Source organism: Pseudomonas sp. (genome assembly GCF_049590575.1).
Lineage (GTDB): Bacteria > Pseudomonadota > Gammaproteobacteria > Pseudomonadales > Pseudomonadaceae > Aquipseudomonas.
Window position 1 is genome coordinate 1 of sequence record NZ_JBAWDE010000133.1, and the last position, 16,893, is coordinate 16,893.

Sequence of the window (16,893 nt, forward strand, 5' to 3'; positions counted from 1 at the left end):
GCTGGCCCTGACCCTGCTGACCCCGCCGGGTGAGTTCGGCGCCGACGTGGCCATTGGCAGCGCGCAACGCTTCGGCGTGCCGCTGGGCTTTGGTGGCCCGCACGCGGCGTACTTCTCTACCAAGGACGCGTTCAAGCGCGACATGCCGGGCCGGCTGGTCGGTGTGTCCGTCGACCGTTTCGGCAAGCCGGCGCTGCGCCTGGCCATGCAGACCCGCGAGCAACATATCCGCCGCGAGAAAGCCACCAGTAACATCTGCACCGCCCAAGTGCTGCTGGCCAACATCGCCAGCATGTATGCCGTGTACCACGGCCCCAAAGGCCTGACCCAGATCGCGCAGCGCGTTCACCATCTGACCGCGATCCTGGCCAAAGGCTTGACCGCCCTGAGCTTGAACGTCGAGCAGGAAAACTTCTTCGACACCCTGACCCTCAACACCGGCGCCAACACCGCCGCCCTGCACGACAAGGCCCGCGCCCAGCGCATCAACCTGCGTGTGGTGGATGCCGAGCGTGTTGGCCTGTCGGTCGACGAAACCACCACCCAGGCGGATATCGAAACCCTGTGGTCGATCTTCGCCGATGGCAAGGCACTGCCAGCCTTCGGCGATCTTGCGGAAAACCTCGACAGCACCCTGCCCGCCGCGCTGCTGCGCCAGTCGCCGATCCTCAGCCACCCGGTGTTCAACCGTTATCATTCGGAAACCGAGCTGATGCGCTACCTGCGCAAACTGGCCGACAAGGACCTGGCGCTGGACCGCACCATGATCCCGCTGGGCTCGTGCACCATGAAGCTCAACGCCGCCAGCGAAATGATCCCGGTGACCTGGGCCGAGTTCGGTGCCCTGCACCCGTTCGCCCCAGCCGAGCAAAGCACCGGCTACCTGCAGCTGACTTCCGACCTGGAAGCCATGCTCTGCGCGGCCACCGGTTATGACGCTATCTCGCTGCAACCGAACGCCGGTTCCCAGGGCGAATACGCCGGCTTGCTGGCGATTCGTGCCTATCATCAGAGCCGTGGCGAAGCGCGCCGCGACATCTGCCTGATTCCGTCGTCGGCCCACGGCACCAACCCGGCGACCGCCAACATGGCCGGTATGCGCGTGGTGGTAACCGCCTGCGATGCGCGTGGTAACGTCGACATCGACGACCTGCGCGCCAAGGCCATCGAGCACCGTGAACACCTTGCCGCATTGATGATCACCTACCCGTCCACCCACGGCGTGTTCGAAGAAGGCATCCGCGAAATCTGCGCGATCATTCACGACAACGGCGGCCAGGTGTACATCGACGGCGCCAACATGAACGCGATGGTCGGCCTGTGCGCACCGGGCAAGTTCGGCGGCGACGTGTCCCACCTGAACCTGCACAAGACCTTCTGCATTCCCCACGGCGGTGGCGGCCCGGGTGTTGGCCCGATTGGCGTCAAATCGCACCTCACGCCCTTCCTGCCGGGCCATGCAGCCATGGAACGCAAGGAAGGCGCGGTGTGCGCGGCGCCGTTCGGCAGCGCGAGCATTTTGCCGATCACCTGGATGTACATCAGCATGATGGGCGGCGCCGGCCTCAAGCGTGCTTCGCAATTGGCGATCCTGAATGCCAACTACATTTCCCGTCGCCTCGAAGAGCACTACCCGGTGCTTTACACCGGCAGCAACGGCCTGGTGGCGCACGAATGCATCCTCGACCTGCGCCCGCTGAAAGACAGCAGCGGCATCAGCGTGGATGACGTGGCCAAGCGCCTGATCGACTTCGGTTTCCATGCGCCGACCATGTCGTTCCCGGTCGCGGGCACGCTGATGATCGAGCCGACCGAGAGTGAATCCAAGGAAGAACTCGACCGCTTCTGCGACGCGATGATCGCCATCCGCGAAGAAATCCGCGCAGTGGAAAACGGCACGCTGGACAAGGACGACAACCCGCTGAAAAACGCCCCGCACACCGCGGCGGAAATCGTCGGTGAATGGAGCCACCCGTACAGCCGTGAACAGGCGGTGTACCCGGTAGCGTCGTTGATCGAAGGCAAATACTGGCCGCCGGTTGGCCGGGTCGACAACGTGTTTGGCGATCGCAACCTGGTGTGTGCGTGCCCGTCGATCGAGAGCTACGCGTAGATCAAATGTGGGAGCGGGCTTGCTCGCGAAAGCGCTGGATCAGTCATAGATGTTTCAACTGACAGACCGCATTCGCGAGCAAACCCGCTCCCACAGTTGACCGAGTCGACTTCCAGAAAATAATAAGAAACCGGAGAACAACTCATGTCTTTAAGCGTGTTCGACCTGTTCAAGATTGGCATCGGCCCCTCCAGCTCTCACACCGTCGGCCCGATGCGCGCCGCCGCGCGATTTGTCGAAGGCCTCAAGCGCGACAACCTGCTGAGCGCCACCAGCGGCATCAAGGTGGAACTCTATGGCTCGCTGGGCGCCACCGGCAAAGGCCACGGCAGTGACAAGGCCGTGCTGCTGGGCCTGGAAGGCGAACACCCGGACACCGTGAATACCGAAACCGTGGCCGCACGCCTGGCGCAGATGCGCAGCGACGGTTGCTTGAACCTGCTCGGCGAACACCGCATTGCGTTCAATGAGAAAGAACACCTGGCGATGATTCGCAAACCCCTCGCCTACCACCCCAACGGCATGATTTTTCGTGCCGTTGACCCGGCGGGCATCCAGATTCGCAGCCGCGAGTATTACTCGGTCGGTGGCGGGTTTGTGGTAGATGAAGACGCCGCCGGCGCCGACCGCATCGTCGAAGACGCCACGCCACTGACCTTTCCTTTCAAACACGCCAAGGACTTGCTCGGCCATTGCACCACCTATGGGCTGTCCATCAGCCAGGTGATGCTGACCAATGAAAGCGCCTGGCGTCCAGAAGCGGAAACCCGCGCCGGCCTGTTGAAAATCTGGCAAGTGATGCAGGACTGCGTGGATGCGGGCTGTCGCAACGAAGGGATTTTGCCCGGTGGCCTGAAGGTCAAGCGCCGCGCGGCTGCGCTGCATCGCCAGCTGTGCAAGAACCCCGAGTCGGCGCTGCGCGATCCGCTGTCGGTGCTGGACTGGGTCAACCTCTACGCGCTGGCGGTCAACGAAGAAAACGCCAACGGCGGGCGCGTGGTCACGGCGCCCACTAACGGTGCGGCCGGGATTGTGCCCGCGGTGCTGCATTACTACATGCGCTTTATCCCAGGCGCGAACGAAGACGGCGTGGTGCGCTTTCTGCTCACTGCGGCCGCCATCGGCATTCTGTACAAGGAAAACGCGTCGATCTCCGGGGCCGAAGTCGGCTGCCAGGGTGAGGTCGGCGTGGCCTGTTCCATGGCGGCCGGAGCGCTGTGTGAAGTACTGGGCGGCAGCGTATCCCAAGTGGAAAACGCCGCCGAAATCGGCATGGAACACAACCTCGGCCTGACCTGCGACCCGATTGGCGGGCTGGTGCAGGTGCCCTGCATCGAGCGCAACGCGATGGGCTCGGTCAAGGCGATCAACGCGGTGCGCATGGCCTTGCGCGGCGACGGGCAGCACTTCGTCTCGCTGGATAAAGTCATCCGCACCATGCGCCAGACCGGCGCCGACATGAAAAGCAAATACAAGGAAACCGCCCGTGGCGGTTTGGCGGTCAACATTATCGAGTGCTGACGCCTACAAGCGCGCCGGCACGTTTTTCAGGAGCTGAATATGTCCACCGAAACCCTGTTGAAAACCCCGCTGCACGCCCTGCACCTCGAGCTCGGCGCGCGCATGGTGCCTTTCGCCGGCTACGACATGCCGGTGCAATACCCGCTGGGTGTGATGAAAGAACACCAGCACACCCGTGATCAGGCCGGGCTGTTCGACGTGTCCCACATGGGCCAGATCCGCCTGACCGGCGCGAACGCCGCCAAGGCCCTGGAAACCCTGGTGCCCGTCGACATCATCGACCTGCCGGTGGGCATGCAGCGCTACGCGATGTTTACCAATGAACAAGGCGGCATCCTCGACGACCTGATGGTGGCCAACCTGGGTAACGACGAATTGTTCCTGGTGGTGAATGCCGCCTGCAAGGACCAGGACCTGGCACACCTGCGCGCGCATATTGGCGACCAATGCAGCATCGAGCCGTTGTTCGAAGAACGCGCCCTGCTGGCCCTGCAGGGCCCGGCAGCGGTGAAGGTACTGGCGCGCCTGGCACCGGAAGTCACCCAGATGACCTTCATGCAATTCGCGACCCTGCGCCTGCTGGGCGTGGACTGCTACGTGAGCCGCTCCGGCTATACCGGGGAAGACGGTTTTGAAATTTCCGTGCCGGCCGCGAATGCCGAGAGCCTGGCCCGTAGCCTGCTGGCCGAGACTGAAGTACAGGCTATCGGCCTGGGCGCGCGCGACTCGTTGCGCCTGGAAGCCGGCCTGTGCCTGTATGGCCACGACATGAACACCGACACCACGCCCATCGAAGCCAGCCTGCTGTGGGCGATTTCCAAGGCCCGCCGCGCTGACGGCACACGTGCCGGTGGCTTCCCGGGTGCCGACCGTATTTTCACGCAGCAACAAGCCGGAGTGAGCCGCAAACGTGTCGGCCTGCTGCCGCAAGAGCGCACTCCGGTGCGTGAAGGCGCAGAAATCGTCGATGAACACGGCACGGTGATCGGCAGCGTGTGCAGCGGTGGCTTTGGCCCGACGTTGGGCGCTCCGCTGGCGATGGGTTACCTCGACAGTGCATTCATCGCACTGGATACAGAAGTGTCTGCGATGGTGCGTGGGAAAAAGGTGCCACTACGTGTAAGTAAAATGCCATTTGTACCGCAACGTTACTATCGCGGCTGATTGACTGTTCCTATAAGTAACGCGGTTGCGTTAACGTGCACTAATCTGTAACGCAACCGCCATAAAACAGTGCATTGACGATAGTCAATACACTCATGATTAACCTATAACAAGTGATCAACTCTATCGAATAAGTCGGTTCCACAATTGGCGATCAAAGTGTCACATAGCCGAGCAAAACCAGGGTTTTGGCGGGGCTTGTTTTTTCTCTGCTAGTTGTCGTAGAGTTTGCCCACTGTGTTTGCATGGGTCGCTTTGAACCTGGACCTGGGCAGTAGCCAAAGTTTGCTACAACCCGTTCGACGTCTCTTACTTTCCTGCAACCCAGCCCAGTACTCTTTCATGTGAAAGGGACTGTCATTAATTTTTAGCGTCAAGGAAATAAGAAAATGGCTGATCGTCAGAGCGGTACCGTCAAGTGGTTTAACGACGAGAAAGGGTTTGGTTTTATCACTCCAGAAAGCGGTCCGGATCTGTTCGTGCATTTCCGCGCTATTCAGGGCAACGGCTTCAAGAGCCTGAAAGAAGGCCAGAAAGTGACGTTCGTTGCTGTGCAAGGCCAGAAAGGCATGCAGGCTGACGAAGTACAAGCAGAAGGCTGATTGCTGCTGCGACAAAAAGCCCCTGACATGACATCAGGGGCTTTTTTATGCGCGTTTGTTCGTAGAATGGCTGTTTTCCTGCCGAGAGCCCTGCCATGTCCAAACCCCTGCTGAGCCCGCAAGGCGAGTTCCCCGCCGTTGGCCTGGGCCGTCGCCTGGCAGCGATGTTCTACGACTTCCTGTTGTGCACCGCACTGCTGATCGTCACCGCATTTATCTACAAGCTGGTGTGGATGGCGTTTATCGGTGAAGCCAGGATGCGCACACTCACCGAATCCGGCGCGCTGGACGGTGACCCGTTGCTGTCGACGATTTTGTTTTTTGTGCTATTTGGTTTTTTTGCCAAGTTCTGGACCCATTCGGGGCAGACGCTGGGCATGCAGGTGTGGGGCGTGCGGGTGCAGAACGCCGATGGTTCGCGGATCAGCCTGTGGCAGGCGCTGTTGCGGTTTGTGGTGTCGATTGCATCGTGGCTGTGCGTGGGGCTGGGGTTTATCTGGTCATTGATTGATAAACGGAAACGCAGCTGGCATGACATCTACTCCGACACACAGCTGGTGCGGATTCCCAAACAGAAGAAGTAATCCCACGACGATGCCTACCAAACGTGGGAGGGGCTTGCCCCCTCCTACATTTCCACCGTGCTCACAAATCAGATCAGGCGTTGCCGGCGAGCTTGAGCCGCGCAGCCTGGGTGAAATCCAGCATGCGCTTGAGCGGCCGCACCGCCTGGGGAATCACTGACGGCTCGACGAATATCTCATTGCTGCCTTCACGCAGGCACTGCAGCGTACGCTCCAGGGTATTCATCGCCATCCATGGGCAATGCGCGCAACTGCGGCATGCCGCGCCATTACCGGCCGTAGGCGCCTCGACAAAGACCTTGTCCGGGCACAGCTGCTGCATCTTGTAGAAAATGCCACGGTCAGTCGCCACGATAAACGTCTTGTTCGGCAAGCGCTGCGCTGCCGCGATCAGTTGGCTGGTGGAGCCCACTGCATCGGCCAACTCGATCACCGCCGTCGGCGACTCCGGGTGCACCAGGATCGCAGCGTCCGGGTACAGCGCCTTCATATCCTCAAGCTGTTTGGACTTGAATTCTTCGTGGACGATGCAGGCCCCATCCCACAGCAACATGTCCGCACCGGTCTGGCGCTGGATATAAGTGCCCAGATGCTTGTCCGGGCCCCAGATAATCGTCTCGCCGTTGTCCATCAGGCTTTCGACGATTTCCAGCGCGCAGCTGGAGGTCACCACCCAATCAGCGCGGGCTTTGACCGCTGCCGACGTGTTGGCGTAAACCACCACGGTGCGCTCGGGATGCTGATCGCAGAACGCTGAAAACTCGTCCACCGGGCAACCCAGGTCCAGGGAGCACGTGGCTTCGAGGGTCGGCATCAGGATGCGTTTTTCAGGCGTGAGGATCTTGGCGGTCTCACCCATAAAACGTACACCAGCGACCAGTACGGTCTTGGCCGGGTGGGCAGCGCCGAAGCGCGCCATTTCCAGGGAGTCGGAAACGCAGCCACCGGTTTCTTCGGCCAGGGCCTGAATCACCGGGTCACAATAGAAGTGCGCCACCAGCACCGCGTCCTGAGCTTTAAGCTCGGCGGCGATGGCGGTACGCAAGCTCGCCTCTTCAGCGGCGCTGAGGGCCTTGGGCTGCTTGGCGTCGAGGTGGGCTTGAACCAGTAGGCGTTCGGAAATTTGCGTCATGTTCGCAAGACCTGCAGGCGCCGTTGCGCGAAAGTCGAGTGTACCACCGGCTCTGGAGCCCTCAAGGCGCCGCCGGACGAAGTGGTTGTGTTCATCAAGCACGGGTGAAGCTGCGCAAGGCTACAGAATATCGAATCGATTCAAAAGCCTAATCTGGTAGTGGCGGTACTGAAGTACAACGCCTGAGATACCAAGGGGGGAGCGGTTTAGGGGATCAGATTATTGCAGGCAAAAAAAAACCCGGAAATCCTCACTTGCGTGGGCCTTCCGGATTTTCTAAACCGCCAAAAATGGTGGGTCGTGTGGGATTCGAACCTACGACCAATTGGTTAAAAGCCAACTGCTCTACCAACTGAGCTAACGACCCGCTGTGTGGTGGCGCGTATAATACTGATTTCTAAGGATTATTCAACACCTTATTTGAAATAAATCAGAAATAACGCGTCGGGTCAGCAATTCCGGCCGCCTGGAAGCCTTCTGCACGCAGTCTGCAGCTGTCGCATTTGCCACAGGCGCGGCCTTCATCGTCCGCCTGATAGCAGGAAACAGTCAGCGAATAATCGACGCCCAGTCCTACACCAGCCTTCACGATATCGGCCTTGCTGAGGTTCTGCAGTGGCGCCAGGATACGGAAGCCCTGCCCTTCCACACCGGCCTTGGTCGCCAGATTGGCCATGCGCTCGAACGACTCGACGAACTCCGGGCGGCAGTCCGGGTAGCCGGAATAATCCACTGCGTTGACGCCGATAAAGATGTCGCGGGCATTCAGCACTTCAGCCCAACCCAGGGCCAGGGACAGGAATACGGTGTTGCGGGCCGGCACATAGGTCACCGGAATGCCTTCACTCGGTGCCTCCGGCACATCGATGCTGCTGTCGGTCAGGGCCGAGCCGCCGATACCGTTGAGGTTCAGGCCGATCACTTTGTGTTCGGCTACGCCCATGTCTTGCGCGACGCGGGCAGCGGCATTCAGCTCTGCGCGATGGCGCTGGCCGTAGTCGAAGCTCATGGTGTAGCAGGTGTAACCTTCGGCCTGCGCCATCGCCACCACAGTGGCGGAGTCCAGGCCACCGGACAGCAGGATTACAGCGCGTTTCTGATCAATCGTCGGTTCAGTCATTTCAGCGTCCTGGCTCGTCGTTCCAAAGGTATTTATGCAGCTGCAGTTGCAGGCGTACTGGCAGGTTATCAGCGACCACCCAGTCGGCGAGGTCGCGTGCGTTCAGGTCGTGGTGGCTCGGGGAGAACAACACCTCGCCTGCGCGGCGGTCCAGGCCATACTGGATCAGCTTGGAGTTCGCCCAGTCGTAATCTTCACGGGAACAGATGACGAACTTGACCTGGTCGTTGGTCGTGAGCAGTTCGATATTCTCGTAGCGGTTGCGATGCGCTTCCTTGGAACCCGGGGTCTTGAGGTCGACCACGCGGCTCACGCGCGGGTCTACCGCGGATATGTCGAGGGCGCCACTGGTTTCCAGGGACACCTCATAACCGGCGTCGCACAACTGCTTAAGCAAGGGGATGGCATTCGGTTGCGCCAGAGGCTCGCCGCCCGTCACACAGACGTAACGCGGCCGATAACCGGCAACCTGCTCGAGGATATCGTCGAGGGTGCGCACCGTGCCGCCACTGAAGGCGTAGGCGCTGTCACAGTATTGGCAACGCAAAGGGCAGCCGGTCAGGCGCACAAAAACTGTGGGCAGGCCAGCGGTTCGCGTTTCACCCTGTAACGAGTAAAAAACTTCGGTAATGCGTAATGTGTCTTGCATAGTCGCCACGGGCGTAACAGCTAAACAGGCTGTCCGCCTCCGTCAGGCACTTCAAGGGACCCCGCCAACGCGCAGGCCCCAAAAAGCGTGTTTCATAAAAGGGCGTGGATTCTAACGAAAAAACCCGCGCCAGGCGCGGGTTTCTTCTAAACGGGATGCATCGCTTACAAGCGTTGCAGATCCCGTTGTGCCAACTGGGCCGCGGAAGTCCCAGGATACTGGGCCACAACCTGCTGCAGAATGCCTTTGACCTTGTCGGTATGACCCAGGCGGCGCTCCACGTCAGCGAGTTTGTACAGCGAATCCGGCACCTTGGCGTGCTTGGGGTACAGCTGGCTGACCTTGGCAAATGCCTGGCCTGCCCCCTGCAAGTCACCCTTGGCCAGGTTGACTTCACCCAACCAGTATTGGGCGTTGCCCGCGTACTGGCTGTTCGGGTATTTGCGCAGGAAAGCGGTAAATGCCTGGCTGGCCTTATCGAAATCCTTGGCTTTGATCAGGTCGAAGGCTGCATCGTAATACAGCTTTTCTTTGGCCGGATCACCCGGTTCGCTGCTGGCTGCTGGGGCTGCAGCTGCCGCCCCTGCTGCTGCACCACCGGCGGCCGCACTGGGCGCGCCACCGGCAGAAGAATTATCAGGAGTAGCGGCTGGTGTAACGCCGGCTCCTATACGTCGATCAAGATCCTGGTATCGCTCCAGGCCTTCTTGCTTCAGCTGGTTCACTTGATTCTGCAGAACTTCAATCGCGCCTTGTTGCTGCGACAATTGATCCTGCATGCGTTGCAGCTGGTTGAACAGTTCGCCCTGTGCCGAGGGAGCGGACGTAGCCGCTCCCCCAGCATAGGCGCCGTTCGTGCCATAACCCGCTGGCGGATAACTGCTCCCGCTATTGTTATAGCCAGAGTTGCTATCTTCCACAGGAACCGCAGCCCACACCGCAAGCGGTGCGAAGCTGAGAGCCAATACAGTCAGAGCACGACGGCACGTTCGCATGACGAATTACTTACGCAGTTCGACGCGACGGTTTTGAGCCCAGGACTGCTCATCGTTACCGGTGGCAACTGGACGCTCTTTACCGTAGGAAACCAGTTCCAGTTGGCCTGGAGCAACGCCTTGCAGTACCAGGTAGCGCTGAACGGCTTTCGCACGACGCTCGCCCAGTGCCATGTTGTACTCACGAGTACCACGGGCGTCAGTGTTACCTTCCAGAACAACGCGAGCGCCGTTAGCTTTCAGGTCCTTCGCGTGAACGTCCAGAGCGCGCATGGCTTCTGGCTTCAGGTCCGAACTGTCGTATTCGAAGTAGAAAGTGGTGATAGCGCGCAGAGCAGCTTCTTCGCTCAGGGAGCCGTCAACTGCACCAGTGTTAGCGCCGTAACCAGCGTTTGGATCAACAGCTGCGCCTTCACCGGCATTGTCGCCGCCTTTAGACGAGCAACCAACGGCTACGGACAGAGCCAGAGCCAGAGCAGCAAACTTACCAAACTTCAGCATTTCCATCGTGAAACTCCTAATGAACCCCAGTGTGTTAAGTACTTCTTTTTGTAGCGCCGCGTCAGTTCAGGTAAGGGGACCAGGACGGTTCTCTGACTTCGCCTTGAGCGGTAGGAAGCGGGAGCCTTACGCGTCCATTAATGGACACGAGCATCAAGACTCCCCGGCCCTGCTGGCGGGTGGCGTAGATTACCATGGTGCCGTTGGGCGCAACAGTAGCTGACTCATCAAGGTTGGTGTCTGTGAGGATTTTTACCGTTCCACGCTGCAAATCCTGGGCCGCAACCCGGAAATTAGTGAAACCATCCTGACGGTGAATCATCACCAACGTCTTTTCATCAGCCGAAAGCTTCGGATTGGCATTGTAGTTACCAATAAAGGTAACGCGTTCTGCGCTGCCGCCGTTTACGTTTGCCTTGTAGACCTGTGGCTTGCCGCCACGGTCGGAGGTGAAGTAGATGGTCGAACCATCTTTACCCCAGAACGGTTCGGTGTTGATGCCCGGGCCGCTGGTAACACGGCTGATCTGGCGCGAAGCCATGTTCATCACATAGATATCCGGGTTGCCGTCCTTGGACAGCACGAACGCCAGGCGCGAACCATCCGGCGACCAGGCTGGCGCGCCGTTGAGGCCCTCGAAGTTGGTGATCTGCTCACGACGGCCAGTATCGATATGCTGGACGAAGATGCGCGGACGACGCTGTTCGAAAGACACGTAGGCAATGCGCTTGCCGTCCGGCGCAAAGCGCGGCGACAGGATTGGCTCACGCGATTGCAGCAAGGTCACCGCACGTGCACCGTCGTAGTCCGAACGCTGCAAGGTGTATCGCGTGTTGTCTACGGAGAAGCGTTCAGCCGTTACATACAGCAGACGCGTGGAGAAAGCCCCCTTGATACCGGTGAGCTTTTCAAACGACTGGTCCGAGATGTAGTGGGCCATGTCCCGCAGTTGTTCGGCGGTGCCCGATACGCTGCCGGTCAAGACCTGCTGCTCGGTCGCCACGTTGAACAACGTGTACTGGATCTGCAGGCGACCGCCGGCCGGCGTGATGTTGCCGACCATCAGGTACTGGGCGCCAACGGCTTTCCAGTCACGGAACACAACTTCGCTGGCCTGGTTGGGCTGGCTGATCATGTTGCCTTTCGGAATCGGCGCGTAGTAACCGGAGTTGCGCAGGTCATCACTGACGATCTGGGCCATGTCGTCCGGCAGCACGCTGCCGCCCTGCCAGCCGAACGGTACGACTGCGATCGGAGTGGCCCGATCGCTACCGCTGGTGACCAGGATGTTCTTTTCATCTGCCGCCGCTATCCCTGCCATACAGCAAATAACGACAAGCATTCCTCGAAGAAGGTTTCTCACAAGGCTAGATCCTCAGGTGTGAATGTCATCTTGAATGAACGATAGGGAGCGAAGTCGCTTGGTTTCATTCCCTGCATCTCGGTCAACCGGCCAATATTCTTGACTGCGGCAACCGCCGAACTGTCGAACGAGCCGTCACCACTGGACTTGGCCACGCTGACCGAAGTCACCGTACCGTCCGGCAACATGCCGATCTGCAGCACTACTGTCATGCCTTTGCGTGCCGAAGGTGGACGTGTCCAGCCTTCCGCTGCCCGCGCCCGGATCAGGTCGTCGAAACTGCCCGCGACATCATCGCCCTGCTCATCGGCCAAGGCTTGCTGACGTTGAGGCGTGTCGGAAAGCAGATCTGCCAGGGCCTGGGCCTTTTTCTCTTCGGCGGATTTGCGTGCTGCTTCCTGGGCCTTTTTCTTGGAGGCGTCGGCGGCAGCTTTCTTCTTCGCGTCGTCGGCGACTTTCTTCTTCGCCTCGTCTGCTTCAGCTTTTTTCTTGGCGTCTTCGGCGGCTTTCTTCTTCGCGTCTTCGACTATCTTTTTCTTGGCGTCTTCAGCGGCCTTTTTCTTGGCCTCTTCTTCGGCAGCTTTTTTGGCTTCTTCTTCAGACTTCTTCTTGGCTATATCAGCCAATTGTTTCTCTTCGGCCTTTTTGGCTTCGGCAGCTTTGTCGGCTTTCTTGGCTTCATCAGCCTTTTTCGCCTCGTCAGCTTTCTTGGCCTCGTCAGCCTTTTTCGATTCCTCGGCCTTTTGAGCCGCCTCTTCTTTCTTTTGTTCCGCAGCAGCCTTCACCGCTTCCTGCTCGACCTTCTTCTGTTCCATCTGCTCGACTTCAGTCTGGCGCGCAGCCGACTTCTGGGCCTCACCCGCAATCTTCTGATTGGTCTGGGTGGTGGCCTGGCTTTTCGATTTCAGCTGATACAGGGTCGCCTGCACGATCGGCTTGGCTGGCGGCAGGTCCGGGGTCATGGCAAAGCTGACGAACAGCATGCCAAATACCAGGACGTGCAGGGCAATTGCCCAGACGCTAGGCCAGAAGAAGCTTTCCGAGGCGGACGGCTCTCGCTGTTGCTGCATCAGGGCGCCTCGGTAATCAAGCCAACGTTACCGACGCCGGCCTTCTGCAGCCCGCCCATGGCGCCCATGACGGAGCCGTAGTCGACGACTTTGTCGCCGCGGATGAACACCTGGGTGTGCTTGCCGCCTTCGTTGCCGGCGCGAATGATTTTGGTCACCGCATCGGTCATCTGCGGCAAGGTCATGGCCTTGTCTTGCTGTTTCTGCGTGTCGACTTCGCTGCCAAGGTTCCAGTAATAGGTCTTGTCAGCCTTGATCGAAATGGTCAGGACCTGCGTATTGTTGTCTTGCGGCAAGGCTTCACTGGAAACCTTGGGCAGATCAACCTTCACGCCCTGGTTGAGCATCGGCGCGGTCACCATGAAAATGACCAGCAGCACCAACATCACGTCGATGTAGGGGACCACGTTCATTTCGGCGACCGGCTTGCGCTTTTTGCGAGCTCGAGCGATTAAAGCCATTGGGAATTACCTGCTTATTCTTCGCTGGTGTGCACTTTACGGTGCAGGATCGCCTGGAATTCATCGGCGAAGGTGTAGTAACGGCCGATCAAGGTTTCGCTGGTTGCAGCAAAACGGTTGTAGGCGATTACTGCGGGGATAGCGGCAAACAGGCCGATCGCGGTGGCGATCAGGGCTTCGGCGATACCCGGGGCCACGGTGGCCAGGGTCGCTTGCTGGGCCTGGGCCAGGCCACGGAAGGAGTTCATGATCCCCCACACGGTACCGAACAGGCCGATGTACGGGCTGACGGAACCAACGGTGGCGAGGAACGGCAGGCTCTGCTCCAGCTTTTCTTCTTCGCGCGAGATGGCGACGCGCATCGCACGGGCCACGCCTTCCATCACCGCTTCCGGGTCAACGCCCGGCTGTTGGCGCAAACGCGAGAATTCCTTGAAGCCGGCGCGGAAGATTTGCTCGACGCCCGAATCCGGGTCCGGGTTGCTGCCTGCCTGGCGGTACAGCTTGGACAGGTCGATGCCGGACCAGAAGCGCTCTTCAAAGCTCTCCAGGGCACGTCGACCGGCGCGCAGCAGGTTGCTGCGCTGAAAAATCATGACCCAAGAGGTAACCGATGCGGCTACCAGGGTCAGCATGACCAGTTGAACCACAACACTGGCATTGCTGACCAGGCTCCACATGGAGGAATGGTCGACGACGGTAGGTTCCACGCTAAATCTCCTGCTTTGATTGTTTACCCGCGCCGCTTACGCCGGCAAAGGCCGCACGTAGAGCTTCGGGAATGGCCCGGGGTTTCAAACTATTGGTGCGCACACAGGCCACCAGGAACTGCCCCTCACAGAGCAGCGTTGCATCCGTTGCCCGCCTGACCTGCTGCTTGAAACGCAGGCTGACACGGTTCAATTCGATTACTTCAGCGCTTACCAACAACTCGTCGTCCAGCCGCGCCGGCGCGTGATACCGCGCCTCGCTGGAGTGCACGACGAATAACAGGTCCTCCCCTGCCAGCTCGGATTGGGCAAAGCCCAGCTCCCGTAGCCGCTCGGTTCGAGCCCGCTCCATGAACTTGAGGTAATTGACGTAATACACGATGCCGCCGGCATCGGTGTCTTCGTAATAAACGCGACAACGATGTGCGAACGACTGATCCCCGTTTTGCGCGCGCATACTCTAGTGCTTACTCCTCAGGTTGCCAATCCGGCTGGGCAACTGTTTTTTCATTCTCTGAAACAGATTCAGTGACTGAATGACGACACCAGCCACTAGGACAGCACAAACCTCGAATAAATCGACTCAAGTGATGCTTTTAATCGTCCACTGCATCGAGGAATTCGTCTACTACAGGCATCTCGCCCAATCGTGACGGAATGTTTAACCCGAAGTGCAGATAGGCATGCCGCGTCACCACTCGGCCCCTTGGCGTGCGCATGATGTAACCCTGCTGGATCAGGTACGGTTCCAGCACATCCTCAATGGTATGGCGCTCTTCACTGATGGCCGCCGCCAGGCTGTCGACACCCACCGGGCCACCGTCGAACTTCTCGATCATGGTCAAGAGCAGGCGCCGATCCTGGTGATCGAAGCCGTGCTCGTCCACGTCCAGCAGGTTCAAGGCCAGGTCGGCCACGGCCTTGGTGATATGCCCCTTGGCCCGCACCTCGGCAAAGTCGCGCACGCGGCGCAGCAGGCGGTTGGCAATCCGCGGCGTGCCCCGAGCCCGTCGCGCGATTTCAAACGCGCCTTCCGGGTCCAGCGGCAAGCCGAGAATGCTCGCCGAACGGCTGACAATCGTGGCCAGGTCCGCAGTGCTGTAGAACTCCAGACGTTGAACAATGCCGAAACGGTCTCGCAACGGGTTGGTCAGCATCCCCGCGCGGGTGGTTGCACCCACCAGGGTGAAGGGCGGCAGGTCGAGCTTGATCGAGCGCGCGGCCGGGCCTTCGCCGATCATGATGTCGAGCTGGAAGTCTTCCATCGCCGGGTACAGCACTTCCTCGACGATCGGCGAAAGCCGGTGGATCTCGTCGATAAACAGCACATCGTGCGGCTCGAGGTTGGTCAGCAGCGCCGCCAGGTCACCCGGGCGCTCCAGCACCGGGCCGGAGGTGGATTTGATCGACACGCCCATTTCCTGGGCAATGATGTTGGCCAGCGTGGTCTTGCCCAGCCCCGGCGGGCCGAAGATCAGGGTGTGGTCCAGGGACTCGCTGCGCCCGCGCGCGGCCTGGATGAACAACTCCATCTGCTCGCGCACGGTGGGCTGGCCGATGTACTCGGCCAGGCTCAGGGGGCGGATGGCGCGGTCCTGGACTTCTTCACGGTCGCGCGGGCCGGTGGCCGCGATCAGACGATCAGCTTCAATCACTTAAATCATTCCCTTCAGGGCTCGGCGGATCATGTCTTCGCTGCTCAGGTTCTTGTCCTTGATGGCCGACACCGCCTTGCTGGCTTCCTGCGGCTTGTAACCCAGGGAAATCAGCGCGCTGACGGCATCGCTTTCGGCGCTGGCAACTTGGCCGGCCGGCATGTCCGGCTGGTTCGGCACCAGGGCAAACATGCTCGGCACGACTTCCCAGGCCTTGAAGCGATCCTTGAGTTCTACCAGCAGGCGCTCGGCGGTCTTCTTGCCGACACCCGGCACCTTGGTCAACGCCGAGGTATCCTGGGCCGAAACCGCGCGCACCAGCTCATCCACTTCCAGGCTCGACATCAATGCCAGCGCGAGCTTGGGGCCCACGCCATTGAGGCGGATCAGCTCGCGGAAGAAGTCGCGGTCGCGCTTGCCAATGAAACCATAGAGCAATTGCGCATCTTCGCGCACCACCAGGTGGGTGTGCAGGGTCAGCGGCTCGCCGACCGACGGTAGGCGATACAGGGTGGTCATGGGCACTTCCAGCTCATACCCCAACCCATTCACATCCAGAATCAGGTGCGGCGGCTGTTTCTCAGCCAGGGTGCCGCGCAAGCGTCCAATCACGGTTCAGATCCTTAAAGCTTGGGGTCAGATCGAGGCCTGACCGGAAATAACGATTGCGCTGATGCTATCAGAGACGCAGGCGCCCGCCACGACTGCGTGCCGTGCCGAGGCCGTGCGGTAGCAGGCTGGAACGGGTGTGAGCATGGCAAATGGCAATAGCCAGGGCGTCGGACGCGTCGATTTGCGGTTTTGAAGTGAGCTTGAGCATGTGCATGACCATCATCTGCACCTGCTCTTTATTGGCCGCACCAGTGCCGACCACAGCCTGCTTGACCTGGGTCGCGGTGTATTCGGCGATTTCCATGCCCTCCTCCGCACCGGCCACGATCGCGGCGCCACGCGCTTGGCCGAGCTTCAACGCAGAGTCGGCGTTTTTCGCCATGAAGACTTTTTCGATGCCCATGGTGACCGGGCCATAGGTCTGGATCACTTCACGCACGCCGCGATAGACGATCTGCAGGCGCTCGGCCAATTCGCCCGCGCCGGTGCGGATGCAGCCCGAGGCCACGTAGACGCAGCCGCGCGGGGTGTGTTGCACCACGCCAAAACCGGTGATGCGCGAACCGGGGTCGATACCTAGGATTAAAGTCATAACGCCTGCAGTTTTGTGGATACAGATAGACCCAATGTGGGAGCGGGCT

At 59.9% G+C, this 16,893-nt stretch carries 18 protein-coding genes and 1 tRNA gene; 5 read left to right on the forward strand and 14 right to left on the reverse strand.

From position 1 onward, the window contains the following. The 5 genes from gcvP to WBR57_RS10445 all read left to right on the forward strand — a co-directional run. The coding region (gene gcvP / locus WBR57_RS10425) for an aminomethyl-transferring glycine dehydrogenase (protein ID WP_424083759.1) at positions 1-2,113 on the forward strand (2,113 nt) is incomplete at its 5' end. Between the two features lie 144 nt (positions 2,114-2,257). Continuing rightward, the gene (locus tag WBR57_RS10430; protein WP_424083760.1) at positions 2,258-3,634 is read left to right on the forward strand and encodes an L-serine ammonia-lyase; all 1,377 of its coding nucleotides are present in this window, start codon (positions 2,258-2,260) and stop codon (positions 3,632-3,634) included. Between the two features lie 39 nt (positions 3,635-3,673). Continuing rightward, positions 3,674-4,798, forward strand: coding sequence for a glycine cleavage system aminomethyltransferase GcvT (gene gcvT, locus WBR57_RS10435; protein ID WP_424083761.1), 1,125 nt, complete (start codon positions 3,674-3,676; stop codon positions 4,796-4,798). Between the two features lie 389 nt (positions 4,799-5,187). Then, entirely contained in the window at positions 5,188-5,400 is a 213-nt protein-coding gene (locus WBR57_RS10440) for a cold-shock protein (protein WP_014339904.1), read from the forward strand. 95 nt (positions 5,401-5,495) lie between these two features. Beyond that, positions 5,496-5,984, forward strand: coding sequence for an RDD family protein (locus WBR57_RS10445; RefSeq protein ID WP_424083762.1), 489 nt, complete (start codon positions 5,496-5,498; stop codon positions 5,982-5,984). A 73-nt stretch (positions 5,985-6,057) separates the two neighbouring features. Here the strand turns inward: WBR57_RS10445 and nadA are convergent, their stop codons facing one another. From nadA to ruvC, 14 genes are all read right to left on the reverse strand, one after another. Next, the gene (gene nadA / locus WBR57_RS10450; RefSeq protein ID WP_424083763.1) at positions 6,058-7,116 is read right to left on the reverse strand and encodes a quinolinate synthase NadA; all 1,059 of its coding nucleotides are present in this window, start codon (positions 7,114-7,116) and stop codon (positions 6,058-6,060) included. A 291-nt stretch (positions 7,117-7,407) separates the two neighbouring features. Next, positions 7,408-7,483 (reverse strand) — tRNA-Lys (locus WBR57_RS10455). 63 nt (positions 7,484-7,546) lie between these two features. Then, positions 7,547-8,221 carry a 7-cyano-7-deazaguanine synthase QueC gene (gene queC / locus WBR57_RS10460; RefSeq protein ID WP_424083767.1) on the reverse strand — a complete coding sequence of 225 codons (675 nt, stop codon included), beginning with the start codon at positions 8,219-8,221 and terminating at the stop codon, positions 7,547-7,549. 16 nt (positions 8,222-8,237) lie between these two features. Beyond that, positions 8,238-8,885 (reverse strand): 7-carboxy-7-deazaguanine synthase QueE, encoded by a 648-nt coding sequence (gene queE / locus WBR57_RS10465; RefSeq protein WP_424083764.1) that lies wholly within the window; start codon positions 8,883-8,885, stop codon positions 8,238-8,240. Positions 8,886-9,049: 164 nt separating this feature from the next. After that, a complete protein-coding gene (ybgF, locus tag WBR57_RS10470) occupies positions 9,050-9,880 on the reverse strand; it encodes a tol-pal system protein YbgF (protein WP_424083765.1) in 831 nt (276 codons plus the stop codon). Between the two features lie 6 nt (positions 9,881-9,886). Beyond that, positions 9,887-10,387: a peptidoglycan-associated lipoprotein Pal gene (gene pal / locus WBR57_RS10475; RefSeq protein ID WP_003193861.1), complete on the reverse strand. Its 501-nt coding sequence runs from the start codon at positions 10,385-10,387 to the stop codon at positions 9,887-9,889. 55 nt (positions 10,388-10,442) lie between these two features. Next, positions 10,443-11,723 (reverse strand): Tol-Pal system beta propeller repeat protein TolB, encoded by a 1,281-nt coding sequence (gene tolB / locus WBR57_RS10480; protein WP_205900072.1) that lies wholly within the window; start codon positions 11,721-11,723, stop codon positions 10,443-10,445. A 17-nt stretch (positions 11,724-11,740) separates the two neighbouring features. After that, a complete protein-coding gene (gene tolA, locus WBR57_RS10485; RefSeq protein ID WP_424083766.1) occupies positions 11,741-12,814 on the reverse strand; it encodes a cell envelope integrity protein TolA in 1,074 nt (357 codons plus the stop codon). Beyond that, a complete protein-coding gene (tolR, locus tag WBR57_RS10490) occupies positions 12,814-13,266 on the reverse strand; it encodes a protein TolR (RefSeq protein ID WP_161635741.1) in 453 nt (150 codons plus the stop codon). Before tolR ends, tolA begins: the two co-directional genes overlap by 1 nt. Before the next feature lie 23 nt (positions 13,267-13,289). Continuing rightward, positions 13,290-13,985 (reverse strand): protein TolQ, encoded by a 696-nt coding sequence (gene tolQ, locus WBR57_RS10495; protein WP_015885609.1) that lies wholly within the window; start codon positions 13,983-13,985, stop codon positions 13,290-13,292. Position 13,986: 1 nt separating this feature from the next. Continuing rightward, positions 13,987-14,442 (reverse strand): tol-pal system-associated acyl-CoA thioesterase, encoded by a 456-nt coding sequence (gene ybgC / locus WBR57_RS10500; RefSeq protein WP_049711751.1) that lies wholly within the window; start codon positions 14,440-14,442, stop codon positions 13,987-13,989. Between the two features lie 139 nt (positions 14,443-14,581). After that, positions 14,582-15,640, reverse strand: coding sequence for a Holliday junction branch migration DNA helicase RuvB (gene ruvB, locus WBR57_RS10505; RefSeq protein WP_003193867.1), 1,059 nt, complete (start codon positions 15,638-15,640; stop codon positions 14,582-14,584). Continuing rightward, positions 15,641-16,252 carry a Holliday junction branch migration protein RuvA gene (gene ruvA, locus WBR57_RS10510; RefSeq protein ID WP_025854761.1) on the reverse strand — a complete coding sequence of 204 codons (612 nt, stop codon included), beginning with the start codon at positions 16,250-16,252 and terminating at the stop codon, positions 15,641-15,643. It lies immediately after the preceding gene. Positions 16,253-16,319: 67 nt separating this feature from the next. After that, positions 16,320-16,844, reverse strand: coding sequence for a crossover junction endodeoxyribonuclease RuvC (ruvC, locus tag WBR57_RS10515; protein ID WP_024077147.1), 525 nt, complete (start codon positions 16,842-16,844; stop codon positions 16,320-16,322). Positions 16,845-16,893 lie beyond the last annotated feature (49 nt).